Here is a 25,936-nt window from a genome sequence, read left to right on the forward strand (position 1 = left end):
ACAGGTCTTCTGCATCTATTTTCACGAATCAGGCTGAGCCATGCCCAATCTCACATAGGCCCGCTCCGCATCAGCTTTTCCCCCCAATCAGCCACGTCATACGCACGTTGCGCTGGCTGCTGATCTCCTGACTGGAGAGCACCGCCATCTGCGGGAAAAGGCGGCGCAAATAGCGCGACAGCATCAGTCGCAGCGCCGGATTCACCAGCAGCACCGGCGGCGCACCTAATCCTTCCTGATGCATCAGCGCTTGTTCGGTCTGTTTCATCAGGCTCTCGGCTATGCCCGGCTCGATGGCGCTGCCGCTTTGCGTCGCCTGCACCAGCAGCTGTTCCAGTGATACGTCCAGCCCAATTACCTGAATGTCTTCCTCGCCGGAGAACCACTGCTGCGTAATGGCGCGCGCCAGACGTGCTCGCACGCGGGCAGTGAGTTCATCGGCATCGCTGCTGGCCGTAACAAACTCTGCCAGCGTATCGATAATGGTGCGCATATCGCGGATCGGCACGCGCTCTGCCAACAGGTTCTGCAACACCTTGTGCAGCAAGGTCAGGCTGATGACGGCGGGTATCAGATCCTCCACCAGTTTAGGGGCATGTTTGCTGAGCTGATCCAGCAACTGCTGCGCTTCCTGACGGCCAAACAGCTCTTCGGTATGGGTTGAGATCAGATGATTAAGATGGGTGGCGACCACGGAACTGGGATCGACCACGGTATAGCCCAGCGTTTGCGCCAGTTCGCGCTGCACCTCGTCGATCCACAACGCGGGCAATCCAAAGGTGGGTTCGATGCACGGTGTGCCGGGAATCTCACCTTCGGCACAGCCGGGATCGATCGCCATCCAGCGATCGGGCTGGATCTCGCCGTGGCCGATCTCCACGCCTTTGAGCAAAATGCGATAGCGAGTGGGCGGCAAATCAAGGTTGTCACGGATATGCACTGCAGGGGGTAAGAAGCCCATCTGCTGGGCGAATTTTTGCGGATACCGCGTACGCGGGTCAGCAACTGGCCTTGCTGCTCGTGATCGACCATCGGGATCAGGCGATAACCGACTTCCAGTCCAAGCTCATCCTCCAGCTGAACATCTGCCCAGCTCGCTTCATTGACCTGCGCAGCCTCGCTTTCTGAACGCGTCAGGGGCGAAGCACCAGCTGCCGGTTGCTGCAGGGTGCGGCCGCGCAGCCACCAGGCCAATCCGAGCAACAGGGCAGTAAACAGCAGGAAAACGATGTTCGGCATGCCGGGAATCAGCCCGAGCAAGCCAATCACCACAGCGGCCAGCGTCAGCACGCGCGGAGAGGTAAACAGCTGGCCCACCATCTGCTCGCCCACATCCTGATCGTTGACCACCCGTGTGACCACTACGCCCGCTGCGGTGGAGATCACCAGTCCTGGAATCTGAGCCACCAGGCCATCGCCAATGGTCAACAGCGTATAGGTTTCCCCCGCCACGCCCATGGTCATGTCATGCTGCATTACGCCGATGATCAGGCCGCCGATGATGTTGATCGCCATGATCATCAGTCCGGCAATCGCATCGCCGCGCACAAATTTACTGGCACCGTCCATCGAGCCGTAAAAGTCCGCTTCCTGCGTCACCTCTTTGCGACGTCGCTTGGCTTCCTCTTCACCGATCAAACCGGCGTTGAGATCGGCGTCGATCGCCATCTGCTTGCCGGGCATGCCATCCAGCGTGAAACGCGCGCCGACTTCAGCGATACGTCCGGCGCCTTTGGTAATTACCATAAAGTTGAAAAATTTCGTACTGGATTATTTCCGCCTGATGATCGCCGGCAGCATGAATGCGCATGAAATCGAAGCGCTGATGGACGAAGAAATTGAAACCTGCGAAGAGGAGTTGGAAGTGCCGGCCAACAGCATGAACACGCTTGGGGATGGCTTTCCTGCTTTCGGTATTGTGGCGGCGGTGATGGGGGTGGTGAACGCTCTGGCCGCTGCCGATCGCCCGGCCTCCGAGCTGGGCGTGCTGATCGCCCACGCTATGGTCGGCACCTTCCTCGGTATCCTGCTGGCTTACGGTTTCGTGCTGCCGCTTGCCACGCTGTTACGGCAGAAGAGTAGCGATCAGGTCAAAATTTTGCAGTGCATCAAAGTCACGTTGCTCTCCAGCCTGAACGGCTATGCGCCGCAGATTGCGGTGGAATTTGGCCGCAAAACCATCTTCACCAGCGAACGTCCCTCCTTTGAAGAGCTGGAAGAACACGTGCGCAGTGTGAAATCGAATGCCAGCAAAATGAAACCGTCGGACGCCAGCGCATGAAGGACGGCAGCCCGGTTATCATCGTTCGTCGCCGTAAAAAGCATAAGCATGCGCATCACGGCGGCACGTGGAAAATCGCCTATGCCGATTTCATCACCGCGATGATGGCGTTCTTTTTGGTGATGTGGCTGCTGTCGCAGTCCACCGCGCAGCAACGCGAAATGATTGCCGATTACTTTCGCACCCCGTTAAAAACCACGCTGGCGCAGGGCAACAAAGCCAGCCTGAGCGATAGCGTCATTCCCGGCGGCGGCGACGACCTGATTAAACAGCAGGGCGAAGTCTATAAAAGCAGGCTGGATGCGTTGAAGCGCCAGATGGAGAGCCTGAAGCGGGCAAAACAGAAACTGCAGCAGATGATTGCCACCGATCCCCGACTGAATAATTTCCAGTCCAATTTGCTGCTGACGCTGACCCAGGATGGTCTGCTGATTCAGATTACCGATTCGCAGCAGCGCCCGATGTTCAAGTTGGGCAGCGAACAGCCCGAACCCTACATGTTGGGCATTCTTGAGGCGTTGGTGCCGCTGCTCAACGAGTTACCAAATGCGATCAGTCTGACCGGCCACACCGATTCGCTGCCCTACGCGGGCGGTGTCAGTGGATACAGCAATTGGGAACTGTCAGCGGGACGTTCCAACGCCACGCGACGTGTGCTAACCCATGGCGGATTGGCAGATGAACGTTTTCTGCGGGTGATTGGCACCGCCAGCCGTATGCCGCTGGAAGAGAGCACGCCAGACGATCCTCGTAATCGCCGCATCAGTATTCTTGTCCTCAGCCACATGAAAAAGCAGGAGATCCAGATGGAAAACACCCTCGCGCAGCACCCTGATGCCCTATTGCAGGATGCTTCCATTCAGCCTGTTGAAGGACACTCCGATGGAATTGAATGATTTTTCGCAGATATTTTTCAGTGAAGCAGAAGAGTTGTTGGCAGAGATGGAGCTGCATCTGTTACAGCTGGATATTGCCGCGCCCGATATTGAGCAGCTCAATGCCATCTTTCGCGCAGCCCACTCGCTGAAGGGCGGGGCCGGCACCTTTGGTTTTGATGCTTTGCAGAAAACCACGCATCTGCTGGAAAACCTGCTGGATGAGGCGCGCAGTGGTGAGCGCAGGCTTAATCCGGCAACGGTTCAGCTGTTGCTGGAGAGTAAAGACATCATGCAAAACCAGCTCGCTGCGTACCGTGCCTCGCTGCCGCCGGATGAAGAGCGCTTCCGTTACATTTGCGAAGCGCTGCGCCAGATCGCGTTGCAGGCCAGCGATCCGATCCCGATGACCGACGACGCAGCGGAGATGGAGCTGTGTATTACGCTGAGTGACGTTGATGAAAATGAACAAACGCTGCTGCGACAAGAGCTGGAAAACCTTGGCACATTACGCAAACAGGAACAGACATCGAATAGCCTGAAGGTGGTGCTCGCCAGCGCCACGCCAGCCGACGATATTCGTGCGGTGCTGTGTTTTGTGCTGAATGACACGCAAATCGCCATTCAGCCAGTGGTCGCCGCGCCCACCGCTGCCGTATTGACTGCAACACCCGCGCCCACATCCACGGCGCCGCTTAATGCCCCGGTGTCAGCCACTTCCACGGCCACGTCTACACCCCCGACACCAACTCCCTCCACCGCGCCGCGTGCCGCTAGCCAGGAATCCAGCAGCATCCGCGTTGCCGTCAGTAAGGTTGATCAAATTATCAATCAGGTCGGCGAGCTGATCATCACTCAGGCGATGCTGTCTCAGCTTACCCAGCGTTGGATAACGCCAATCATGACGCGCTGCTTAACTGCGTAGCGCAGATGGAGCGCAACACGCGTGAACTGCAAGAGTCGGTGATGTCGATTCGTATGATGCCAATGGACTATGTTTTTAGCCGTTTTCCTCGTCTGGTGCACGACCTCGGGTCGCGCCTCGATAAACAGGTAGAGCTCACGCTGAAAGGCGGCTCCGCCGAACTGGATAAGAGCCTGATTGAACGCATTATCGATCCGTTGACCCATCTGGTGCGTAATAGCCTCGATCACGGTATTGAAGCCAAAGCGCAGCGCATTGCCCAGGGCAAACCGGGCACCGGCAATCTGACGCTTTCCGCTGAACATCACGGCGGCAACATCGTGATTGAAGTCACGGATGATGGCGCGGGCTTGAACCGGGAGAAAATTCTGGCGAAAGCGCGCTCGCAGGGCATGAGCATCAGTGACACCTTAAGCGATGATGAGGTATGGATGCTCATCTTCGCCGCCGGTTTCTCTACCGCAGAAAGTGTCACCGACGTCTCCGGGCGCGGCGTGGGTATGGATGTGGTGCGGCGAAATATTCTGGCGATGGGCGGTCACGTGGAGGTGCAGTCGCGGCAGGGCAAGGGCACTACGGTGCGCATCCTGCTGCCGCTGACGCTGGCGATCCTCGACGGCATGCTGGTTAGGGTGGCTGATGAGATTTATGTGATACCGCTGGGTGCGGTGATGGAGTCGCTGCTGCCGCAAGAGGAGATGCTGTATCGCTATGTGGGTGACGAACGCTTGCTGCAAGTGCGCGGCGAGTATTTGCCGCTGGTGATGTTGCGTCAGCGTTTTTCAGTGAGCGGGCAAGCCCCGAGTGACAACGGCATCGTGGTGATTGTGCAGAGCGCCGGCTGTCGCTATGCGCTGTGGGTCGATCAGCTGATTGGCCAGCAGCAGGTAGTGGTGAAAAACCTCGAACAAAACTATCGCAAAGTGACCGGCGTATCGGCTGCCACCATTCTCGGTGACGGCAGTGTGGCGTTGATTCTGGATGTGGTTGAACTATCAGCCTTCACGCATCCACAGGCAAAAGCTGGCCGCGCATGCGTCAGCGAACAGGAGGTGGCAGCATGACGTTATCAAAATCGCTCAGGGATGATACGGCAGCGCAGGAGTATCTGATTTTTCGTCTCGGCGATGAAGAGTACGGCATCGATATTCTCAAAGTGCAGGAAATTCGTGGCTGCGATCGGGTGACGCGCGTGCCGAACGCACCGGATTTTCTCACTGGCGTGACCAATCTGCGCGGCGTGATAGTGCCGATTGTGGATTTGCGCGTGCGCTTTAATCTGCCAGTGATCGGCCAGGATGAGAATACGGTGGTGATTGTGCTGAATCTCAGCGACCGTATCGTCGGTATTGTGGTGGATGGCGTGGCGGACGTGCTGTCGCTGGATCACGAGCAGATTAAACCCACGCCGGATGTATCGGCAGCGCTGTCCAGCCGCTATTTGCTGGGCCTGGGCGTGGTGGATAATCGCATGATGATTTTGGTGAATATCGAGAAGCTGCTGAGCCGGGAAGAGCTGGATGCGATGGATGCAGTGACCGATGCGTTAGCGTAGCGGCATCAAGTGGGATGCAATTAGCGCCGTTGCGCGATAAATCGCGCCGCCACGGAGGTGTGCAGAAAAGGGTTGCGGCGCACAGTTTATTACCAGGCCGATGAGATTGCGTGGCAGAATAGCCCCCTCGTTTAGCAGGAGGTAGATCATGACCGACGAAATCGACCAGCGTATCTACGAATTAGTGCGTCGCTATGACGGCGTCTATCTGTTCAAGCAAAAAATGCTGACGCCACAGATTGATATCGATACCGATCTTAACTTCGAGCGTGAAGAAGCGCAGGCGTTAATGGACGAGTTCTTCAGCGAATTCGCAGTGGATCGCAGCGGGTTTTTGATTGATACCTATTATCCGGACGAACCGTCGCTGGCGCAGATCCTGAATCCTTTCAACAAGCGCGAAGTCCCGGTGGTGCCGGACTTTACCCTGGGGATGCTGATTGAATCCGCCAAAGCAGGGCGTTGGCTGTATGAATAGCGCCAACGCCGCGCGATCATTTCACATGCAGTTGCGGCTATTAATCGTGCCGTTCCAACACGAAACGCGCGTTGAGCTTTCTTAAAAACTCAAAAGTGGTCATGCAAGGAACATCAAATTGGCGGCAGATATTGGGTACTTTCACTTTGCGTGCGTTGGCAGGCAGAGGAAGTTCATGCGTGATGACGGTAGCTCCAATGCTTTTACTTTTTGCGATGATCCATGGGTCAGCTTTTGCCAGAAATAAATCGCGTGACCCTGGATTGAAATCGGCTTTCATTACACTTTCCACTATTTACTGAAAAATCCGCTGGGTATCATGATCATCATTAGCAATGAAATGTGCAGGCCTCGCTTTTACCCAGTCTGATAGCTCATCATTTCCGTCTCGTAATTCGCGGGCGATCATGTCTACGCTGCCGACAATGTTGAATGTATACTGCCTATCCAGCCATTCCCAATAGCCGGGGCAAATATCCATTCCGTAGTAAAAGTTTTTCGCCATGATATAAGTGTTTGCATCCAGCAAATATTTCAAAGCCCCAACTCCTCTGCAAATTTTGATAGCCTGGAAGGCTGCATACCATCCAGCAAATCGCTGGCTTCACGTAATAACATTTGACCACTCAGTGCCTGGCTTAAGACAGCACGAGAAAAAGAGGGACTTATTTGTGCCTTCTTCGTTCTGAAATAACTGGGACCGCCGTTATCATTTTTACTGCGCTGTTGATGGGCAAGTTTCTGCTCTTGAGTAAATTGCTGATAATCCTCATGGGAAATCAAATGAAGTGTCAAAGCCCGGCGGGCGATGACCCAACAACTGACATGAAAGTGTCCTTCCAACGGGGCAAGATTTTCGCGCCAGTTTTCCTTATAGGCATTCCATAAAGAGAGGAACTCACTTGCCGGAACCAGGAATTCGGCAGCGACGGCATTGCACAGGATTTCTTCCTGTCGGTGAGTTGATGTGCCACCATCTGAAACACCGGATTGTCCAATCCAGATATGACTAAGCTCATGAATTAACGTAAACAGTCGAGCGCCGGGTGTATCTGCATGATTGATGAAGATAATGGGAGCAAAATCATCCGCAATGGCGAATCCTCTAAACTCATCCACGTTGAAAGGACGCGTATGATGATTGAGATAAGGCGCTCGCATTACCAGAACACCGAGATCCTCGATGCGCTTAATCAATTCATTGTAATAGCTCTCCCAGGTACCGCGCGTTGGGTGTGCCGGTAGATTAAGCTTGTGGCGCATATCCTCAACTATCGCGTTAGCTGAACTCCCAACGGTAAAACGCCCACTAATATTGGGTGCCGCAGTTAACTGTTGCTGTAAGTACTCTCTGTACCATTCCTGGCGCATCAGCATAACTTTCAGCAGGTCGATCAATTCAGCACTTGGGCGCAGTGGCCCTTTGCTGCCAATTGTGCGCAAGTCTGGGATGGGCAGTTGTTCTTCGGGAGGAAGGGGCAGGAAAAGGTAGCCAAAGGGTACATGTACTTTGCCAGCAAACGTCATTGCCTGATTGAATGTTAAGGGTTGCTGGCCACTTTCCCATTCCTGTAGACGTTCCAGGCTGATGCCGCACTTTTGTGCCAATTTCTCCATGGTAAGACCCGCCCGTTCGCGGGACCAACTAAGCATGGCAGGATTAATATTGGCAATTGTCATAAGGCATCGGGCGTTCAATGAATGTGATGAGAGTATGTGCGCAAGCTTTCAGTCGTTCAATACCTGCCCAAATAACGTGTTCCCCTCAAGCCAATGTGGCTCATTACGTGAAACGTTAACGCCGGTGTTTCCATCAACCCAGCGGTCATGCCACTTCAGATTACTTTTCTGATCTAATATCAGCGCGCCAGATGCCGTTCACTTATTAAAAAAATCTTTTAAAAAAGAGGAAATAGTGAGTTTTATTTTCTTGCGGGGCATCCGATTCACTGGTGTGGCGTTCATTATCACGCAGTATCATGGAAAACATATCAGCGCAAAAAATTCACTTCTCCCGCGCCCTAAAAATCATCACACTAGCCACCTTTACCGTTACGGAGTGATGGCATGAAAACCCGATTGCTGCTGGCGTTCGCGCTGCTCACCAGTTTGAGCGCGCCATTGCTGGCAGATGAAGATGGCGTCTCCTTTAGCCATAAGGACTGGGAACTCGCCTGCGACAACACCTTAACCTGTCGCGCGGCGGGTTACAGCGCTGAAGAGGGCGCAGGGGGATCGGTGCTGCTCACGCGTGCGGGCGGACCCAATGCGCCGACCCACGGACGTGTGGTGCTGGCCGACACTGGCGATGATGACTCCAAGCAAGTGGATGCGCTGGCGCTGTGGATTGATGACCATGCGCAGGGCGAAGTGACGAAAGCCGAGAACGATGAGTGGACGCTAACCGATGCACAAACTCAGGCACTGATTAATGCCATCAGAGGCAGCGGTAAAGTCGAGTTTCGCGGGGGGGAAGAGCCGTTTGAGCTTTCCAGCAACGGCGCGTTTGCCACATTGCTGAAGATGGACGATTCACAAGGACGCTTAAGCACGCCGGGTGCGCTGGTGCGTAAAGGCAATAAGCCCGAGAACAGCGTTCCAGCGGCAGTGGCAATGCCGGTGATCCAGCAGGTCAACGTCGAAAAAGCCGCGCCGCGTCCGCTCACTGCGGATGAACTGACGCTGCTCAAGCCAAAGCTGATTGCTTCTCTGACCGATGACGACAGCTGCGATAATCTGGACCCGACGGATGATCAACCCGAAGAAGGCGCTGAGCCGCTGACATTAACGCCAGTGGATGACGCGCATGTGCTGATTGCCGCACTGTGCTGGCGCGGTGCCTATAACGAAGGCTATGGCTATTGGCTGATGGATCGTGCCTTGCAGGGTAAACCGCAGCTGATCACCGATTCTGGTTCTGATTACAGTGAAGGCGTGATTTCCGAGGCACAGAAAGGGCGCGGGATTGGCGACTGCTGGAGTACCGCAGCCTGGGTTTGGAATGGCAAAGATTTTGTGCAAAGCAGTGATGCCACCACCGGTATGTGTCGTGCGATTCGCGCTGGCGGCGCATGGCAATTGCCAACGCTCGTCACTGATGTGAAGCCCGCATCTTAATCCGTTTGGCTTCCCTCCCACAAAAAGGCGGCCTGAAGGCCGCATCCTGCGCGAGTTGAATGTGCTGGATAAGCGCTATAACCGGCTTACTCCGGCTCTGGCAAGGGCGCGCCCTTGCCATGTTTTCGCGTTATTTACCGCAACACTGCTTGTACTTCTTGCCGCTGCCGCACGGGCAGGGATCGTTACGGCCGGTTTTATCGCCTGCGAAGTGCGGCAGTTGCGGTTCTGGATCCGGCTGCGCCATGCGCTGCTCTTGCCAGTATTCATGCAGTTCCAGCGCCGCGGGGCGAATGGCTTCAATGCTGGCTTCAAATTCGTCCGGCGAGAAAGCTTCACGCTTTGCCAGCTCCGCTTCACTGCCGTGCAGCTTAATCGCATGCATCGCCGGTTGCAGGGTTGCCGGCAGTTGATCCCAGTCCGCATCTAGCGCCACGCCGCGCAGATAGCCATAACACCAGTCTTCTACCACGGTGAACTCCTGACCTTCCATCTCCTGCGTGCCAAACAGGGGATCAAACTGCTCCGGAAATTCAGCCAGGCGCTCAGCAATATCATTGAAGTGCTGGAAAATCAGCGCCATAAAGCGATCCATCTCGCGCTCGTTAGACCATTTTGGAATGTGCTTCTTGTCGCCCCACATCGCTACCAGCCACTCACTCGGTTCGATGTCATTCGGGCCGGAGAGCAGGGCAGTCAGCATGCCATCCAGCTCGGAGGTATCGACCACCGACTGTTCATTGCCGTACTTCTCCAGCATATCTTCCAGCCAGTTCAGTTCTTTTTCGGTTAACGGGCCTTGGTTCATACGGCATCTCCTGTGCGGTGCGGGTGGGCAAAAAATTGACGGCGCGATTATAGCGGGAAGCGACGTGGATTTACCGCTTTTTGCATATCGATTGCTGAAGCTTTCCTAAAAATCATTCGCCATAACATATTGCACAACAGTATTGGCTGGAATGGATGGCTAATGGCAGCGTAAACACAGAATTTCTCAGGATTAAGGATGCATTAGTATGGCGGAAACTTTGCCGGTACTGGATTTAGCGCTGCTGGAACTCCCGGATGCTGACCAGTCGCCTTATCTCGCCGAACTGCGCAACACGGCGCGCGATGTCGGTTTTTCTATCTGATCAATCATGGCATCAATCCACAGCTGCTGCAGAACGTGCCAAGCATCACGCAGGCGTTTTTTGCCCTGCCGGATGAGGAGAAGCAGCGTGTCTCGATGATCCACTCACCGCACTTCCGCGGCTACAACCGGGCTGGCGTGGAATATACCCGTGAGCAACGCGACCAACGTGAGCAGTTTGATATTGGCGCGGAACGGGTGGCGTTGGCGTTACAAGCCGGCGATCCCGCATGGAAGCGTCTGCAGGGGCCAAATCTATGGCCAGAGGCGTTGCCGCAACTCAGGCCGGTGATCCACGCGTGGCAGCAGGCGATGACTGGCATTGCATTGCGCCTGCTGCGCGCGTTCGCCAAATCATTGTCGCTGCCGCCAGATGCGTTTGATGCGCTGTACGGCACGCATCCCAACGAACATGTGAAGCTGATTCGCTATCCCGGACAGGCAGACAGTGCCAGCCAGCAGGGCGTCGGTGCGCATAAAGACTCAGGCTTCCTGACGTTTCTGTTACAGGATGATCAACCCGGCTTACAGGTTGAAGTGACGCCGGATAACTGGGTGGATGCATTGCCAAAACCGGGTGCATTTGTCGTGAACATCGGAGAACTGTTAGAGATTGCCACCAATGGTTATTTGCGCGCCACGGTGCATCGCGTGGTGTCGCCACCCGCGCGCAACGAGCGTGTGTCGATCGCCTTTTTCCTCGGCGCGCAGCTGGATGCCGAAGTGCCGATTTATCAATTACCGCCGCAGCTGGCTTCTGAAGCACGTGGTCCGACCAGCGATCCCACCAACCCGCTACTGCGTGAAGTGGGCTGGAACTATCTCAAAGGGCGTTTGCGATCGCATCGCGACGTGGCAGCGCGTTACTACGCCGACGCCCATAACACTGTTCAATCATAATAAAAGTAAGGAAAGCACATGACTAAAAAGGTGATAGCAACCCTGGCACTGCTCTCGGTATTGAGCACTTATGCTTCGGCAGCTGCATTGCGCGTGGCGGCCGATCCGGTACCGCATAGCGAAATCCTCAACCACATCAAAGAAACCGATAAAAAACTCGATCTGAAAGTGATTGAGCTTAACGGCAATCTGAACGCCAATGAGCTGTTAGCGCGCGGCGATGTGGATGCTAACTATTTCCAGCATGTGCCTTATTTGCGCGATCAGGAAAAAGCCCTGGGTGAGAAATTTGCGGTGGTGGCGACGGTGCATATTGAGCCGTTGGGCATTTATTCGCATAAAGTGAAATCACTGAAAGATTTGCCTGATGGCGCGCAGGTTGCCGTGCCGAATAATGTCACCAACCTCAGTCGTGCACTCTATCTGCTGCAGGCCAACGGTTTGATTAAGTTAAAGGACAGCAATGCCAGTACCTTAGTAACGACGGCGGATATTAGTGATAACCCGCATCATCTGAAGATCATTGGAATCGAGTCGCCGCAGTTGCCGCGTGCACTGGATGATGCACAGTTAGCGATCATCAACGGCAACTACGCGTTACAGGCGGGTTTAGTACCGTCGAAAGATGCGCTGGCGCTGGAACAGGCCAAAGATAATCCGTATGCCAATGTGCTGGTGACCACGCCAAAACTGGCGCATGACCCGCGCATCCTTGAACTAGCAAAAGATCTGGAGTCAAAGCAAACTGCTGAATTTATCAACCAGCACTATAAAGGTTCGGTGATTCCAGTGAATCAATAATCCCTGCCGCCACCTGTTTCTGGCAGGTGGTGATTACCCTCTTCTGTGTTATATTTCGCCACAAATATTCACCGCACGTTTTGCTAAAAATAAAAAATAGTATATAAATCAATTGCTATGAAAACTTTCACCAGGATCTATGGATGATGCAACGCATCATTCCGCTTGTGCTGTTGTTGTGCTGCAGTCTGCTGCTGAGCGCGTGTGGCACGCTGTCACAGACATCCGCGCCGGTGGGCGATAAAGTCTATCTTTCCCACGCAACCTTCAATGAAAACGTCGATGACATCGTGCGGCACTACATGCAGCAGAAGCAGGTGTCGGGCATCAGCATCGCGATTATCCATCAGCGCCAGCCAGCGAAGTTTTACAGTTATGGCGTGACCGACTCGACTCGACGTTATCCGATTACGCCGGATACGCTCTTTGCACTTGGCTCGCTCAGTAAAGGCATGACGGCGGAAGTGATCATTGAGCTGGTGGATCGCGGGGAGTTGCACTGGAATGACACGCTCGCCACGCTGCTGCCACCAGGTGTGCCGCTCAGTGAAGACGCGAAACGCATCACGCTGCTGCAATTGGTCACGCATACCTCTGGTTTGCCGCGTCAGGATATGGATCTGCCGATGTTTATGAAATTTATGGCTTATCTGCGCAGCGGTGAGAATTTTTACGGTAACCTCGATAGTGATGCGGTGCTCAGTTATCTGGCTGATTTTGACGCGCCAGCAAAACCGGCGGCAGAGTATTCCAATTTGGGCTATGCGCTGCTCGGCTATATCCTCAAACACCGTTTGCATCAGGACATCGAAACGCTGGCGCAACGCAATCTGTTTCAGCCACTTGGCATGACCAGCAGCAGTTTCAAACCGCAGACCCTGCGCGGCTATCCGCAACGTGCGTTAGGGCATGCAGGCGATCAGCCCAAACTCATTTCGCGTGGTGAACTGACGCCGGACTGGGCATTTACCAATAACATGGTGGCCGCCGCCAGCCTTTACAGCAACGCGCGCGATTTGATTCGCTATCTGGATGCGCATCTGCACGATGACGCCAGTACGCCCATCAACGCCGCTTTCGCGCAAGTTAGCCACGGTTATGAGCAGCATGGTAACCAGTCGCAAAATATTGCCTGGGTAACGGATACCTATGGTCAGCAGAAGATTACCTATCAGGTTGGCTATATCGGTGGCTACTCAAGTTTTATTGGTTTTGATAAACAAAACGGCAATGCGATAGTGGTGCTGCAGAATGCGTTTAACTGGAGCAATTATCTCGGTATCGCACTGCTAATGGATTTGGCGCAGAAGAACCAGGCGGAGTAATGAACATGGTTGCTTGCAATTTTACTGCGCCAAAAGTCGCTTTTGCTGAGGTATGCTGTGCAGCGAAATTTGACGCGCAAAGCGCGCCGCGGGAACCTTCTGCGTGCTGCACTTGTCAGTAAATTGGACAGTTAATAATTAACCAGAGTGGAAATCACCAATGCGCAGGACACACGTCACCCTTCTTTCTGCAGGAATTTTTCTGGGCGCTTTGAGCCTGACTCCAGCCGCACTGGCTGAAGGCGAGCAAACGGATAACGTACCCCCTCCACCGCAGGTGCAGCAGACCGCACCCGACGCACAGACGCAGGCTCCTGCTGCTGATGCGCCGGCCAGCACTGAACCGGCGGAATCTTCCGGCGATGTGGCTCCGATTCGCCCATCACAAAACGGTATGCAAGATGCGCCTGCCGGGCAGAATAATTACGATCTGAATACCATTATTATCGACTACAAAGAGTACAAAGTCGGTGATGTGGTGCCAGATGAGTACCGTAAAAAGCAGTACACCATTGTGGAGTGGCAGCCGCGTCACCTGCCAGCACCGCAGCCGGGTACCCACTGGGCTTATATCAATGCTAACTACATCCTGATCACCGACGATAGCGGCAAAATCGTGATGGGTAAATCTGGCGATATCTTCTTTAAGGGCTAATTTCCCTTTGTTGGGCGTGCTCAGGTGCGCCCACGTTCGATTACTGTTACGCATTGCGCAATTTGCGCGACGCCCGCGATAATCTGGCTACTACTGGTGTTGCCGTAGCCCAGCACCAACCCTTGTTGCTTTTCCTGCCCGATATAAAAGCTCGACAATGCGCCAGGCGCGTAACCCCGGGGGATTAAGTGATCCACCAACGCCACATCCTGTTGTTCATCAGACAAACTCAGCACCAGATGCATGCCACAATCGCCGCCCAACAGCCGCACCTGCGCACCCAATGCTAACTGTAACGCCTCTCGCAAGTAGCCCTGACGCTGACGATATAAACGACGCATTTTGCTTAAGTGCCGACCATAGTCGCCGCTGCTGAGGAACCGCGCGAGCGCTATCTGTTCAGGACGGTTACCCCCGCGCAACAGTTCGTGTAACGCCGGACGCAAGAGTGGCACCAGCTGAGGGGGCAACACCATAAATCCGATGCGCAGCGCCGGGAATAGCGTTTTACTGAAGGATCCCACGTAAATAACCGGCGTGGGCTGCATCATTCCCTGCATTGCCGCGATGGGCTCACCGCTGTAACGGAAATCACTGTCGTAATCGTCTTCAATAATCCAGCTCTGATGTTGCTGTGCCGCCGCGAGCAGTGCCAGACGACGCGGTGCGCTCATCACCACGCCAGTAGGATATTGGTGGGTTGGTGTGGTGTAAATCAGGCGTGGCGGACGTTGTTGCCAATCGCTGGATTGCGGGGATAAGCCCTGCGCATCCACCGCAATAGGTTCAATACGCATGTCACCGAGGCGCATTGCGGCTTTGGCACCGCGATAGCCGGGTTCTTCAACCCAGCCAATGTCGCCACGTTGGCTGAGTAGCGATACACACAGCGTTAGCGCCTGCTGCGCACCTTCAGTGATCACGATTTGCTCAGCGGTACAACGCACGCCGCGTGCCACAGCCAGATGCTGTGCCAGCGCTTCACGCAAGGAATGCTCGCCCAGAGGATCGCCATACCCTAATAGTTGCTGTGGCGAGTGCTGCATCACTCGATTGAGCGTACGTCGCCACTGGGCAAGCGGAAAGTGTGCGAGTGCAGGAATACCCGGACGCAGCGCCAGCTCCTGACTCAGAATGCGATGACCAGAACGGAGCTGCGCAACGCGCGGTGACAGCGCTATCGCGCATTCACTGACATCATGGCGCCTGGCGACCGGCAGTTGCGCGATTGAACTGATGTGGCTGCCCTGGCGGTCGCTCACGATAAACCCCTCCGCCTGCAACTGCGCCCAAACACCGGTAACGGTATTGCGTGACACGCTGAGATCGGCAGCCAGCTGGCGTGTGGCCGGTAAACGCGTACCCGCTGAGAGCACACCGTTCAGAATGGCTTGCTTAAACCGCTGCAGAAGCTGCTGTTGCAGCGTCAGATCGCTGCGAGCCGCCAGCGGGGCCAGTAATAGATTGTGCAGCTCGCGATCGTTCATGGTGATTTGTGGACCCATAGATTTTATCGAATGTGGTGCTTTTTAACATGCCAGTTAAGTGGCACGCTGTGCAACAGGCTTAGACAAACAGGGAACTGGACTATGACGCAACACACCAATACCTTCGGACAACCGGTTGGTGCACCATTGCCGGATTGGCAACCATGCAGCTGGCCGTCTTATGAGACTTTCACCGGCCACTACTGCCGCCTGGAACCCTTGAGTGCGCAACGCCACGCTCGCGATCTTTATGCTGCTTATGCACAGGCGAGAGACGGGCGCGACTGGACCTATATGTTTGCTGAGCCTTTCGCCGATGAGGAGGCCTATCTGGCCAATGCCCGCAAAATTGAGCAGGGACGCGACCCAATGCATTTCGCGGTGATTGATCTGCACAGCCAGCGTGCAGTCGGGACGTTGGCGCTGATGCGCATCGACACCACGCACGGTGTGATGGAAGTGGGGCATGTGGCGTTTTCACCGCTGCTTAAGCAAACCCGCATGGCAACGGAAGCGCACTATCTGCTGATGCGCTATGCCTTTGATCAGCTAGGCTATCGTCGCTACGAATGGAAATGCGACAGCTGCAATCTACCCTCACGCCTGGCAGCATTACGCTTGGGTTTCCAGTTTGAAGGCATCTTTCGTCAGGCAATCGTATACAAAGGCCGCAGCCGCGACACCTGCTGGTTCTCCGTTATTGATGGGGAGTGGCCGCAGTTGAAACAGGCCTTTGAGCGCTGGCTGGCAGCAGACAATTTCAATGAGGATGGAACGCAGCGCGCAAAGTTGCAGGCGCTGCGCTAAGAGCATGTCGACAGCCGGGTGAGATGCCCGGTTCAGTTGCTTAACATATATTTGGTGGTAAACGCGATCAATGTGGTGGCGATAGTAAACATGATGCGCCTCATCCAGACATTGTCTTGTTTTAGCTCCGCAAAACCAATCTGCATGCGTTGATCTAATTCGTTAAATTTAGCATCGTGCTGTTCGAGTTTTTCATCAATTTTCTCAAACCTTTGGTCGATTTTCTCAAACCTCTGGTCAATTTTCTCAAACCTCTGGTCAATTTTTTCAAATCTCTGGTCGATTTTCTCAAATCTTGCATCGATTTTGTCAAATCGCTGATTGACCTCCGTTTCGAATTTGTCGACACGCCCTTCAAGAGAATCAATGCGATGGTTGGTTGCTCTTTGTTCCCGTGCCAGGGTTTCCATTGCTTGCGATAAGTCGAATTTGGTTAAGGTATTCTCTTGCTGCATTTCAGCAAAAATATCCACCATAACTTCGGCCTGCTTGTCCGCAACGCCCGCGTCCTGCAACGCTTTATAGGCTTTATGAGTGTTAAGCATTGTCAATATCATCCTTATTTCCTCTGGTGTCTTTCCGTGAAGATGGAAGCCTATCCAGTGGGTGATAGTTCCTCAATGTTACGATGTGGATTTTGCGCGCTGTCTCGAAAAAAATCAATGCTTACAACAAGTAACGGGAATGGCTAATGAAAAAGGCCTGCGCATTGGCAGGCCTTGGTTTATCGCGATTGGGTCAACGTTACGGCTGCGGAATAATTTTTATATCCACCATGCCAATGCCTAATTTACGCGGATCCTGGCCGGTGATATTGCCTTCATTAGAGAGCTGCGGCTCGGGCGGTGTAATCGTCAGGTTGTGGCTGCCGTTAGGATTGCTGAAGTGCAGCGTGGTCGTGGAGAACTCATCGCCCAGATTCAGTACCTGCTCTTCATCGCCCACGCGAACCGGAATAGGTCGATGTGCATTGGGGCCAAAGGCGCGTGCGGTAATCTCCACATCAAAGCGAGCAGGTAAAGCATCGATATATTCGATGTTCACTTCAGGCGCCAAATTGGCATTGGACCAACGCCCCCACAGCTCTGGACGGGATATTCCTGAGAACGCTTTCACGCTGTTAGGCGCCCCCGGCACGGTTAGCAGGAAGCTGTCGGCAGGATAACGGATGGCATTATCCTCCACGCGGATCTGCTGCTCGTTAAGCTGATACGTTGCGGCGCTCACCTCGGCTTTTGGAAAAATGGCTTTGCCTTTCCACTGCGGCTTATCAATACGCGTCACCGTGGGTTTTGCGCCCATCTGGCCCATCGCGACGCAGAGATCGGAAGAGAGCGCTAAATCAGGCTGCCATAAACGACCCATTTTAAAACAGCGATCGACCCAGACAAATTTATCCGCAGCGGTGAAGTCCGCGAGCTGGTAACGCAGCGGCGCCGAGTATTCGCCTTCTGGCAGTGGCTCGACGCGATCCTGCCCTACGCGGAAGAGAATCGGCAATTTAAATGTTGAGCCGGAGAAGCTGAAGGTGTTTTTAGGCTGATCAATGGTAAAGGCATCCAGCTTGCTGGGGAAATTCCACAGTTGAATGATATCGGCTTTCCACGCGGTAACTTTCTGAGCCATGTCATCAAACTGCGCGGATAGCGAAGTCGAGGACAGGCCGCTACGGCCGAGGCCAATGGCTTTATCACCGCCGAGGATATCCAGCACCGTTGCGCCGTTATCCAGCGTGCTGCGTTTACCATCCATGACTTCTGCCTGCGGCTGGTCGCCGCGGATCACCATAAACAAATCGCGTCGCGGCTGTTTGATCAGATACTGATGCGCGGTGTTGTTCATGGCCAGATGATCCGAACTGACCACGATGACGGTGTTTTTAAACCAGGGCGAGGCTTTAATACGCTCTATCAGACGAGCAACATGTTCCTGTGAACAGGCAACTGCACTGAAGGATTGGTTCGGTTTCCCGTCGTAGCTGTAACTTTTTCGCTGACAGCTACGTGAGATAAAGCCGTCTGGATGATGGGTATCCACCGTCAACGTGAACAGAGCAAAACGTTTTTGCTGGCGCGACAGTTCCTCATACTTCTCAAACACTTCATCCATCACCGTGTCGTCGTAAAAACCCCAGTTATTGCGGTAGCCAGGATCGGCAACCCGGCTCTTTAACTCTTCTGAACCGTACATGTGTGCCGGGGCGAAGCCGTGTGACAGTAAGAACGTGTCCTTGCCCGCAAAGCGCAGATCGGCACCCTGAATAAACCAGTTTTCATAGCCAGAATTCTTCAGGATATCGCCCAGGCAAATATTCTGAGGATAGAAGCTGGAAAGCGCGGCTGAGGCATTACCATCAAAAGGCGCAAACAGCGGAATGCCACATTGCGAAGCGACCATCCCCGCGATGGTGTAGTCCGTGCCGGGTAACTGCTCGGTTTCGCTGAAATCAATGCTTTGGTCTTTCTCCCGACTCAGTTCAGGTGCCAGTCCAGGAAATGCTTGCTGATCAAAGTAAGTGCGTTCCAGGCTTTCACCGTAGATATAGACCAAATTGAGCTTTGGCTCCTGAATCACTTTACCGGGCGCGATGTAGTAGTTGTCGAAATCAGAGTCGGCCAGACGTGAGTGCGAGGCAATCAGATCCTTCACCTGGCGAAATGCAGGTGTGGTTTGCACTGAACCGGCAGCGCAGGCAATAGCCAGTAGACTCCAGCCTAGGTGATGCGGCCGTTTACGGCGGCGCAGTAGCCAGGAAAGCAGGCAAAACAGCAAAAACAGGCCAATGATTAATCCAATCGCGGGCACCACATATTTACTGACACCCGCGCCGGTCAGGCTGTTGGTCAGGGTGTACAGCACGGCATCGGTGATGCCATCGCCGGTAAAATAGTTACTGGCGAACAGCGTGGCATTGAGCACGATAAACAGCGTGAGTAACACTAAGATCAGGATAAACCAGAATTTATTTCGCCCGGCTTTGTAGGAGTAAACGGCGATCGCAGCCAAAAAGAGTATAACCGAAACCAATTCGGACAAGGTTTGATCCTCACATTAAATAGTGACGCCATCCTTGCGCCCTCGGCCCTCTTTGGGGGTTATGCGACAATTTATATGGGCTGTCACAGGGCTGCAACATAAGCAAACAGATTTGTGCGGCGCGTTCCGATTCGTTTAAGACGGGTTTAGATTGGCTATGGTTTGACCTGGCAGCAACGCTCGGGTTGCTGCCAGCGAGGGGGAGGAAGTGCGATCAGAGTTTACCCGTAAGATACTGTGCTTCACCGTCAGCAAAGCTCCAGTCACCTTTGCTGTTGGTGATAAAACTGATCATCAGATCGCTACCCTTCACGCCACAGTTTTCCTGCAACTCGCGGGCTAACTCTGCCATAAACAGCGTCTTCTGTTCTTCACTTCTCGGGCTGGTGTAAACACGTACCATCACCAGATTATCGCTGCGTTCGAAACCCAGCCCGGTATCCTGGAATACCATCTGGTAGCGTTTATTTTCATGAACAATCTGATAGCGATCGCGTGCGGGTACTTTGAACGCGGTTAATACGGCGCGGTGCGCGGCATCCAATAAAGTGCGTAACTCTGATTCAGAACGGCCCTGAATCACGTCAAATGTCAGTAATGGCATAAATAAACCCTCGTTTTTGCTCACAAGATAAGAGTAGGATGTGGCTCTATGCTGCCGCTTGCTGCAGGAAAGAAAAAGCGCGCTGGTTGAAATGATTATTTATTATTTTGAACAATCCATATGAAAGAAATCAAAACTGATGCGCTTTGGGTGCATTTGCACTGGTTAACGGTGCTGGCTGAACTGGGCAGTTTTACGCGTGCTGCTGAACGATTAGATGTCAGCAAAGCGGCCATGAGCCAAAAAATTAAAGAGCTGGAAGAGATGGCGGGCGTGTCACTGGTGCAACGCACCACGCGCAGCGTGCGTCTGACCTCGGCCGGCGAAAAGCTGGTGGATGAGCTGCGCGATCCCTTCGCGCGCATCGCCCAGAGCTTTTTTAGCGTGCGTGATGAGGCGGGGCCGGTGCGTGGTTTAGTGCGGGTGAGCGCGCCGGTGGCGTTTGCACGCCAGCAGCTGGTGCCGATGATTGGTGATTTTCTGCGGGAATATCCGCAGGTGCGCTTGCAGCTGGATGTCACTGACCGTCTGGTATCGCTGGGTAGTGAAGGGTTTGATTTGGCTATCCGCCACAGTCAGACGCTGCCTGAAACCCACGTGGCGCTGCCACTGTGTGAAACACAGGCGCTGCTGGTGGCGTCACCGGCTTATCTGGCACAAAACGGCGTACCGCAAACGCCCGAAGCGTTGCAGCAGCATAACTGTTTGTACTACCCGCGCGGGCTGGAATCACCCCAGTGGCGCTTTCGCCCGGTGAGCGGCGGGAGCGAAACGGTCCAGGTGAAGATTCAGGGCAACTTTGCCACCAATAACAGCGAATCCATTCGTGACGCGGCACTGCAGGGATTAGGTATTGCGATGCTACCGGATTTCAGTGCCACTGCGGCGCTGGCCGCAGGTACGCTGCAACAGGTATTGCCGCAGTGGCGTACCGTGGATGCCTTCGCCGATAGACTTTGGGTGGTACGCCCGTATGCCGCACAGGTGCCACGGGCGGTGACCACTTTTATCCACTGGTTACGCGCGCGCTTTGTTGATGGGTGATGCCAGCGTCAGGGTAGCCGGCGGTTGCATCATTTCACCTAACAGGCTGCTGCGGTTGTAATTTCCCAGCCGCAGGTTGAAGTCGAGGTGCAACTGCTCGTTGCCGCTTAACTTAATCACCGGCGGGGGTGTCAGTGGGCGCTGATTGAACAGGATGGCATGGGCAAACGCTTCGCTTTTCCAGCCGCTCAACCGCTGATAATAGTAAGCGTTGGCTTCGCACTTGCGCAGGTAGAGATTCACTCGACGGTATTCCCGCATCGCCGCTTGCTGCGCCAGAGAACCTAATTGCTGCTGCGGTTGGTCAATCTTTTGCGTCAGCAGTGCATAGTCATCGCGCTTAGTCAGTTCATGAAAGTAATTCTGTTCACCAAGATGTTTGATTGGCGCGTACTGTTTCTGCCATTCACGAATAAACGGGTTGTTCGGTGCTGCTGCCAGGAACCAGTTTTCAATCACCGGCGCCAGATAATTGACGGTGGAAATTTCACGATAGTAACCAATCACATCCATGCTGCGTTCTTGATGAGCACGATGCACCCACGACAAATCTTCAAATAACAGCGTACTGCAATCAATGGCAATGCCGCCATAACGTAATAACAGTTCCAGACGAATCACTTCACTTTTTTGTTGTTCGCTTAATTGGGTTGAAGTGAAAATAAAATCGGGCAAAACTTCTTTTACCGTTAATCGGTTAAGTAAATGAATATCGTGGTCAGGATTATCTTTGCGTAGTTTTTGAATATTCAACATCATCGATTTAGGCAAATATTCATCGTCCCAATACATCCAGACTTTTTTCGGGATTTCTGGCAATGCTTTCTCGCCAGAAAACAACACGATATTGTCCTCTTCGCTGGGATCGTACTCCGGCGCGCAGAGCGCAGTATGCTGTTTTTTCTGCAGTAATGTCTGGCTGGTAAAGGCAATTCTTTTCCAGTTGTGCCAGAGCGCGAGCGCTGGCTGGAGACGTTTTTTATTCATGATGCACCTGATTATTGTGATTATGGTGGCAAGGATTCCCTGATGCTGGCAGCTTTTGCGCTCTTATGTTTCCTCACGGCTGTGTGTAAAAAGTACTCACCTCAGCTTAATAAAACATTCTGGCCTTAGAGGCTATCACTTTTTTTGCTTTCAGATAAACCGGAAAATGAAGGATCCGTTAAGCATAAAATTTCGCAGAAATAATTGAATGGATGACTAATTCTATAATTAATCGGCGTTAGGACTATTCCTAATAAAATAACCTGGGCACAGCACAGGCTGTGGCTTAGATAAAAATCGTCCAGAATGAAACCGTTTAAGAGGACTGCATTTTTCGTTGGCCTGGTCTGGATTTTCCCCTTGTTGATGCAGGTTAACTACGCTTAAACAAGGTGGTTAACACAAAGGAGGCACTATGCAGCCACACAACCGTGGATTACTGGCGGTCGATAAACAAGGGAATCGGGTACTGTTTCTCGATCCCGACACCTTTGCCGTGCAGCAGGAGCTGAATGCGTTTCCGCCGCGTCCGCATGAGTTGCTGATGCTGCCCGAACTTGAGAAAGCGTATGTGCCGATTTACGGTGACGGCATTCACGGGGATAACCCGCACCCAGGTCACAAAGTGGCCGTCATCGATTTGCGCTTGCGGCAGATCAGCGGATTTATAGATTTATCGCCTTTGCAGTCGCCGCACAGTGGGCAATTGGGGCGCGATGGGAAAGTGTATCTGTGCTGTGAAAACAGCGCGGCCGTCGCAGTTATCGATCCGCAGAGCGATCGGGTAGAGAAAATCATTAAGCTGCCATCGCACAATGCCCATCGTCTGACGCTCTCCCCCAGCGGGCGTAAGTTGTTTACCGAAAACGAAGAGGACGCCAGCATTACGGTAGTGGATTTATGCGAGACAGAAGGGCGCATCATCGACAACATTTTGCTGCCCGGACCCATTTCAGGGATCGCGGCTTCTCCTAAGCATCCCTATCTGGTGGCAAGTGCTGCAGATGCGCCGTTACTGTATGTGGTCGATCGCCAAAGTCATCGCGTTCGCCAGCGCATTAAATTACCGGCTCACCAACAGCCGTGCCAGGTCGTGCGCTTCAGCGCCAACGGTGAGCGTTTGGTGGCGATTGGCGATCAGGAACCGCTGATCACGCTGTTTGACGATCTGCTCAATCCATTAGGTGACATTCAGGTGGGCAATAAGCCAATGGATGGCTGTTTCAGCGCAGACAACCACACGCTGTTAATCGCCAACGAAGGCGATGGTTCGCTGAGTGTGATTGATTTACAGCAGATGAAGGTGATTGCCACGCCGACGGCGGGAACGGGCTGTGAAGTGCTGAGCTATTTCCATCTCAAATAAACGGTCGGTGGTAAATCGCACTGCTCCAGTGGCGGCTGCTGGCATGTTTTTCTGCCTGCCAGCCGCGTTTACGCAGTTCACGGGCAATTAACTTGTTCATGATGCCGTGGCCAACCAGCAATACCGTTCCCTGTTTGGATAATGCCACCAGCTTGTCTGCTGCCTGGCGTGCACGTTGACGCGCATGTGTTACCGATTCGACATGTCCGGCATAGCCGCATAACCACAGCAGACGCAGCAGCGCGAGCCAGACGGTGAGGGGCAAATGCAGCCGTTCAAACGGCAGCATGGGCATGGCGACTTCACTAAACACCTCATCCACGTCATGCGGTTGCAAACCCAGGCGCGCCAGCGACGAACGAGCACGCGGCAGCGGGCTGGAGGCAATCACGCTAGCCTCGCGGGCAATCGCCATACTGCGCGGCGGCGGCGAGTCGCAGATAGCGGCCAAATCGTAACCTTCACACCAGTCGGCCAGCGCTTGCGCCGAAAAGCGTCCGCTCACTGGATGGTCAGGTTTGCCATGTCGCATGAGGATGATAGTCATAAGCGTCCTGAGTCATTTTTATCCAGTGTAATGCAGGTGGTAGCCGAACGGCATGTGCGGCAGGGATTTAAGAATAATTCGCAATTGTCATCAAAGCTTAACTGATTTGTGCGAAAAAAAAACGCGATGAAGAATCAGCCGCCACTCAGCTAATGATAAGCAATAATCGTTAATTTCAGGGTGTTCAACGATTATTTGCCTGCGCGCATTAGATGTAATGTCATGAATTAACGCCATTTTTGTCTTTTAATCTCGAACTATAGTGAAGATAAATTAATTGTTTTCACTTTTATCACTTGATTTATCTACGCGCGTAGATAGACTGTATCCACAGTGATAGCTCGCGGTGCCGAAGACAACGTTGGCCTTGAGATGACCCAGTTACATTTGCCTTGCTAATGCGATCGATGGAAAAAACATCGGCGAGAAAAGGCGGATGAGTGAATTCCAACACCAGGGAGTTCTTTTACTTTCATCCAGGTTTGCCTACTGAACGTCGTCACCGGGGTGTTTCGCTTGTTGCATGGAAACCGTCCCACGGAAGGGCGTTTGCTGTTTTCACCTATTTTCAGGGAAAGGGTTATGACGGTACATGAATCCGTTTCGCAACAAACCTCACTGAGTTCCTCTTCAGCTGCCGATGCGCGGCTGGAAACTCCCTCTGGCCGCAAAGATTTCTGGCGCGCCACCTTCTCCTGTTGGCTGGGCACGGCAATGGAGTACGCGGATTTCGCGCTCTATGGTCTGGCTGCGGGGATTATTTTTGGCGATGTTTTCTTCCCTAATGCCACACCCACCATGGCGCTGCTTTCCAGTTTCGCCACCTGGTCGGTGGGCTTTATTGCCCGTCCGATAGGCGCACTGCTGTTTGGCTGGATTGGCGATCGCAAAGGCCGCAAAACGGTGATGATCGCCACTATCATCCTGATGGGCGCATCCACCACATTAATTGGTTTGATTCCCTCCTATGCCACCATTGGCGTTTGGGCACCGGCTTGTCTGGTATTACTGCGCTTTAGCCAGGGGCTGGGTGCGGGCGCTGAGCTTTCTGGCGGCACCGTGATGTTGGGTGAATATGCACCCGTTGAGCGTCGTGGTCTGGTCTCTTCTGTCATTGCTTTGGGTTCTAACAGCGGCACGCTGATTGCCTCGTTGGTGTGGCTGGCAGTGATTCAAATGGATAAAGAGAGTTTGCTCGCCTGGGGTTGGCGTATTCCGTTCCTCAGCAGTGTGCTGATTGCGGTGGTGGCTTTGTGGCTGCGTCGTCATCTGCGTGAAACGCCGGTGTTTGAACGCCAGCAGGCAGAACTGCAGGCCGAACGGCAGGTCACTCTGCAGCAGGCTGCAGTCGAGGTGGATACCCGCGGTTTCTGGCAGCGCAGTCGTGCTTTCTTGACCATGGTGGGTCTGCGCATCGGCGAAAACGGCCCATCCTATTTAGCTCAGGGCTTTATCGTCGGTTACGTCGCCAAAGTACTGATGCTGGATAAATCGGTACCGACCAAAGCGGTATTCATCGCCTCGTTACTCGGTTTCCTGATCATTCCTTTTGCCGGCTGGTTATCAGACCGGTTCGGTCGGCGCATCACCTATCGCGGCTTTTGCCTGCTGCTGATGATCTACGCCTGGCCGGCCTTTAGCCTGATGGACAGCCGCGATCCGGCGATTGTAATCAGCGTGATGGTGGTCGGCATGGCCCTGGCTTCGCTGGGCATCTTTGGTGTTCAGGCGGCCTGGGGCGTGGAGATGTTTGGTGTCAAACACCGTTACACCAAAATGGCGGTGGCGAAAGAGTTGGGGTCTATTCTTTCGGGTGGTACAGCACCTTTAGTGGCAGCGGCATTGTTGTCGTTCACCGGACACTGGTGGGCAATAGCCGTCTACTTCTCGGCAATGGCGACCATCGGTTTCCTCACGACGTTTGTGGCACCGGAAACGCGTGGACGCGATCTGAATCTGCCGGAAGATGCGATCTGACACGCATGCAAAGGTGAATGAAATATTGCTTAGGCCG

The 25,936-nt window shown here is 53.7% G+C and carries 19 protein-coding genes and 5 pseudogenes; 14 read left to right on the plus strand and 10 right to left on the minus strand.

Annotation, left to right across the window (positions count from 1 at the left end; translation table 11 throughout):
- Positions 1 to 70: 70 nt before the first annotated feature.
- A pseudogene (locus HA45_RS08040) lies at positions 71 to 1,752 on the minus strand (flagellar biosynthesis protein FlhA); the annotation flags it as partial.
- Here HA45_RS08040 and HA45_RS08045 point away from each other — a divergent pair.
- The 5 genes and pseudogenes from HA45_RS08045 to HA45_RS08065 form a co-directional block, all read left to right on the plus strand.
- Positions 1,751 to 2,281, plus strand: a pseudogene (locus HA45_RS08045) (MotA/TolQ/ExbB proton channel family protein); the annotation flags it as partial. The pseudogenes HA45_RS08040 and HA45_RS08045 sit on opposite strands and share 2 nt — an antisense overlap.
- Entirely contained in the window at positions 2,278 to 3,177 is a 900-nt protein-coding gene (motB, locus tag HA45_RS08050; protein WP_100704478.1) for a flagellar motor protein MotB, read from the plus strand. The pseudogene HA45_RS08045 and the gene motB, both read left to right, overlap by 4 nt.
- Positions 3,164 to 5,145, plus strand: a pseudogene (cheA, locus tag HA45_RS08055) (chemotaxis protein CheA). The gene motB and the pseudogene cheA overlap by 14 nt, the downstream one beginning before the upstream one ends.
- Entirely contained in the window at positions 5,142 to 5,636 is a 495-nt protein-coding gene (locus tag HA45_RS08060) for a chemotaxis protein CheW (RefSeq protein WP_100704480.1), read from the plus strand. Before cheA ends, HA45_RS08060 begins: the two are co-directional and overlap by 4 nt.
- A gap of 148 nt (positions 5,637 to 5,784) precedes the next feature.
- Positions 5,785 to 6,114, plus strand: coding sequence for a DUF1493 family protein (locus tag HA45_RS08065; RefSeq protein ID WP_100704481.1), 330 nt, complete (start codon positions 5,785 to 5,787; stop codon positions 6,112 to 6,114).
- Between the two features lie 40 nt (positions 6,115 to 6,154).
- On the opposite strand, the pseudogene HA45_RS28045 reads toward HA45_RS08065, so the two are convergent.
- Together HA45_RS28045 and HA45_RS08075 are read right to left on the minus strand one after the other, a co-directional pair.
- Positions 6,155 to 6,652: pseudogene (locus HA45_RS28045) on the minus strand (DUF4411 family protein).
- Complete coding sequence (locus HA45_RS08075) at positions 6,649 to 7,794, minus strand: helix-turn-helix domain-containing protein (protein WP_100704482.1); 1,146 nt, start codon at positions 7,792 to 7,794, stop codon at positions 6,649 to 6,651. The pseudogene HA45_RS28045 and the gene HA45_RS08075 overlap by 4 nt, the downstream one beginning before the upstream one ends.
- A gap of 387 nt (positions 7,795 to 8,181) precedes the next feature.
- On the opposite strand from HA45_RS08075, the gene HA45_RS08080 reads away from it, so the two are divergent.
- The gene (locus tag HA45_RS08080) at positions 8,182 to 9,231 is read left to right on the plus strand and encodes a DUF1176 domain-containing protein (protein WP_100704483.1); all 1,050 of its coding nucleotides are present in this window, start codon (positions 8,182 to 8,184) and stop codon (positions 9,229 to 9,231) included.
- A gap of 130 nt (positions 9,232 to 9,361) precedes the next feature.
- Here the strand turns inward: HA45_RS08080 and HA45_RS08085 are convergent, their stop codons facing one another.
- Entirely contained in the window at positions 9,362 to 10,039 is a 678-nt protein-coding gene (locus HA45_RS08085; protein ID WP_100704484.1) for a YecA/YgfB family protein, read from the minus strand.
- Between the two features lie 208 nt (positions 10,040 to 10,247).
- On the opposite strand from HA45_RS08085, the pseudogene HA45_RS08090 reads away from it, so the two are divergent.
- The 4 genes and pseudogenes from HA45_RS08090 (at position 10,248) to HA45_RS08105 (ending at position 14,044) form a co-directional block, all read left to right on the plus strand.
- A pseudogene (locus tag HA45_RS08090) lies at positions 10,248 to 11,263 on the plus strand (isopenicillin N synthase family dioxygenase).
- A gap of 18 nt (positions 11,264 to 11,281) precedes the next feature.
- A complete protein-coding gene (locus HA45_RS08095; protein ID WP_100704486.1) occupies positions 11,282 to 12,064 on the plus strand; it encodes a MetQ/NlpA family ABC transporter substrate-binding protein in 783 nt (260 codons plus the stop codon).
- Between the two features lie 143 nt (positions 12,065 to 12,207).
- Positions 12,208 to 13,389: a serine hydrolase domain-containing protein gene (locus HA45_RS08100; RefSeq protein ID WP_100704487.1), complete on the plus strand. Its 1,182-nt coding sequence runs from the start codon at positions 12,208 to 12,210 to the stop codon at positions 13,387 to 13,389.
- Between the two features lie 160 nt (positions 13,390 to 13,549).
- The gene (locus tag HA45_RS08105) at positions 13,550 to 14,044 is read left to right on the plus strand and encodes an RcnB family protein (RefSeq protein WP_100704488.1); all 495 of its coding nucleotides are present in this window, start codon (positions 13,550 to 13,552) and stop codon (positions 14,042 to 14,044) included.
- Positions 14,045 to 14,064: 20 nt separating this feature from the next.
- Here HA45_RS08105 and pdxR read toward each other — a convergent pair whose 3' ends face one another.
- Positions 14,065 to 15,531 carry a MocR-like pyridoxine biosynthesis transcription factor PdxR gene (pdxR, locus tag HA45_RS08110; protein ID WP_100704687.1) on the minus strand — a complete coding sequence of 489 codons (1,467 nt, stop codon included), beginning with the start codon at positions 15,529 to 15,531 and terminating at the stop codon, positions 14,065 to 14,067.
- Positions 15,532 to 15,633: 102 nt separating this feature from the next.
- Between pdxR and HA45_RS08115 the strand changes: the two genes are divergently transcribed.
- A complete protein-coding gene (locus HA45_RS08115) occupies positions 15,634 to 16,338 on the plus strand; it encodes a GNAT family N-acetyltransferase (protein WP_100704489.1) in 705 nt (234 codons plus the stop codon).
- Positions 16,339 to 16,370: 32 nt separating this feature from the next.
- On the opposite strand, the gene HA45_RS08120 is transcribed toward HA45_RS08115, so the two are convergent.
- The 3 genes from HA45_RS08120 to HA45_RS08130 all read right to left on the minus strand — a co-directional run bounded on the left by HA45_RS08120 (position 16,371) and on the right by HA45_RS08130 (position 19,978).
- Positions 16,371 to 16,883 (minus strand): hypothetical protein, encoded by a 513-nt coding sequence (locus HA45_RS08120; RefSeq protein WP_240629318.1) that lies wholly within the window; start codon positions 16,881 to 16,883, stop codon positions 16,371 to 16,373.
- A 199-nt stretch (positions 16,884 to 17,082) separates the two neighbouring features.
- A complete protein-coding gene (opgB, locus tag HA45_RS08125) occupies positions 17,083 to 19,374 on the minus strand; it encodes a phosphatidylglycerol--membrane-oligosaccharide glycerophosphotransferase (RefSeq protein ID WP_100704491.1) in 2,292 nt (763 codons plus the stop codon).
- A 214-nt stretch (positions 19,375 to 19,588) separates the two neighbouring features.
- Positions 19,589 to 19,978, minus strand: coding sequence for a tautomerase family protein (locus HA45_RS08130; protein ID WP_100704492.1), 390 nt, complete (start codon positions 19,976 to 19,978; stop codon positions 19,589 to 19,591).
- Positions 19,979 to 20,098: 120 nt separating this feature from the next.
- Here HA45_RS08130 and HA45_RS08135 point away from each other — a divergent pair, with 120 nt between their 5' ends.
- Positions 20,099 to 21,022, plus strand: a complete 924-nt coding sequence (locus HA45_RS08135; protein WP_100704493.1) for a LysR family transcriptional regulator — start codon at positions 20,099 to 20,101, stop codon at positions 21,020 to 21,022.
- Here the strand turns inward: HA45_RS08135 and HA45_RS08140 are convergent.
- Entirely contained in the window at positions 20,996 to 22,009 is a 1,014-nt protein-coding gene (locus HA45_RS08140; RefSeq protein ID WP_100704494.1) for a glycosyltransferase family 32 protein, read from the minus strand. The genes HA45_RS08135 and HA45_RS08140 overlap by 27 nt on opposite strands.
- 415 nt (positions 22,010 to 22,424) lie before the next feature.
- On the opposite strand from HA45_RS08140, the gene HA45_RS08145 reads away from it, so the two are divergent.
- On the plus strand, positions 22,425 to 23,375 hold the full coding sequence (locus HA45_RS08145) for a YncE family protein (protein ID WP_100704495.1): 951 nt from the start codon (positions 22,425 to 22,427) through the stop codon (positions 23,373 to 23,375).
- Here HA45_RS08145 and HA45_RS08150 read toward each other — a convergent pair.
- Complete coding sequence (locus HA45_RS08150) at positions 23,368 to 23,922, minus strand: histidine phosphatase family protein (protein WP_100704496.1); 555 nt, start codon at positions 23,920 to 23,922, stop codon at positions 23,368 to 23,370. The two genes, HA45_RS08145 and HA45_RS08150, sit on opposite strands and share 8 nt — an antisense overlap.
- Positions 23,923 to 24,504: 582 nt before the next feature.
- Here HA45_RS08150 and HA45_RS08155 point away from each other — a divergent pair.
- Entirely contained in the window at positions 24,505 to 25,899 is a 1,395-nt protein-coding gene (locus HA45_RS08155; RefSeq protein WP_100704497.1) for an MFS transporter, read from the plus strand.
- Positions 25,900 to 25,936 lie beyond the last annotated feature (37 nt).

The sequence above is a fragment of the Pantoea rodasii genome, from assembly GCF_002095465.1.
Classification (GTDB): domain Bacteria; phylum Pseudomonadota; class Gammaproteobacteria; order Enterobacterales; family Enterobacteriaceae; genus Pantoea; species Pantoea rodasii.

What these genes read in the sequence shown, in the direction of transcription:
- HA45_RS08065 (WP_100704481.1), top strand. Translation starts at nt 5,785, where the DNA reads ATGACCGACGAAATCGACCAGCGTATCTACGAATTAGTGCGTCGCTAT.
- HA45_RS08145 (WP_100704495.1), top strand. Translation starts at nt 22,425, where the DNA reads ATGCAGCCACACAACCGTGGATTACTGGCGGTCGATAAACAAGGGAAT.
- HA45_RS08095 (WP_100704486.1), top strand. Translation starts at nt 11,282, where the DNA reads ATGACTAAAAAGGTGATAGCAACCCTGGCACTGCTCTCGGTATTGAGC.
- motB (WP_100704478.1), top strand. Translation starts at nt 2,278, where the DNA reads ATGAAGGACGGCAGCCCGGTTATCATCGTTCGTCGCCGTAAAAAGCAT.
- HA45_RS08085 (WP_100704484.1), bottom strand. Translation starts at nt 10,039, where the DNA reads ATGAACCAAGGCCCGTTAACCGAAAAAGAACTGAACTGGCTGGAAGAT.
- HA45_RS08120 (WP_240629318.1), bottom strand. Translation starts at nt 16,883, where the DNA reads ATGCTTAACACTCATAAAGCCTATAAAGCGTTGCAGGACGCGGGCGTT.
- HA45_RS08075 (WP_100704482.1), bottom strand. Translation starts at nt 7,794, where the DNA reads ATGACAATTGCCAATATTAATCCTGCCATGCTTAGTTGGTCCCGCGAA.
- HA45_RS08155 (WP_100704497.1), top strand. Translation starts at nt 24,505, where the DNA reads ATGACGGTACATGAATCCGTTTCGCAACAAACCTCACTGAGTTCCTCT.
- HA45_RS08080 (WP_100704483.1), top strand. Translation starts at nt 8,182, where the DNA reads ATGAAAACCCGATTGCTGCTGGCGTTCGCGCTGCTCACCAGTTTGAGC.
- HA45_RS08140 (WP_100704494.1), bottom strand. Translation starts at nt 22,009, where the DNA reads ATGAATAAAAAACGTCTCCAGCCAGCGCTCGCGCTCTGGCACAACTGG.
- HA45_RS08105 (WP_100704488.1), top strand. Translation starts at nt 13,550, where the DNA reads ATGCGCAGGACACACGTCACCCTTCTTTCTGCAGGAATTTTTCTGGGC.
- HA45_RS08100 (WP_100704487.1), top strand. Translation starts at nt 12,208, where the DNA reads ATGATGCAACGCATCATTCCGCTTGTGCTGTTGTTGTGCTGCAGTCTG.
- HA45_RS08150 (WP_100704496.1), bottom strand. Translation starts at nt 23,922, where the DNA reads ATGACTATCATCCTCATGCGACATGGCAAACCTGACCATCCAGTGAGC.
- HA45_RS08115 (WP_100704489.1), top strand. Translation starts at nt 15,634, where the DNA reads ATGACGCAACACACCAATACCTTCGGACAACCGGTTGGTGCACCATTG.
- HA45_RS08135 (WP_100704493.1), top strand. Translation starts at nt 20,099, where the DNA reads ATGAAAGAAATCAAAACTGATGCGCTTTGGGTGCATTTGCACTGGTTA.
- pdxR (WP_100704687.1), bottom strand. Translation starts at nt 15,531, where the DNA reads ATGAACGATCGCGAGCTGCACAATCTATTACTGGCCCCGCTGGCGGCT.
- HA45_RS08060 (WP_100704480.1), top strand. Translation starts at nt 5,142, where the DNA reads ATGACGTTATCAAAATCGCTCAGGGATGATACGGCAGCGCAGGAGTAT.
- HA45_RS08130 (WP_100704492.1), bottom strand. Translation starts at nt 19,978, where the DNA reads ATGCCATTACTGACATTTGACGTGATTCAGGGCCGTTCTGAATCAGAG.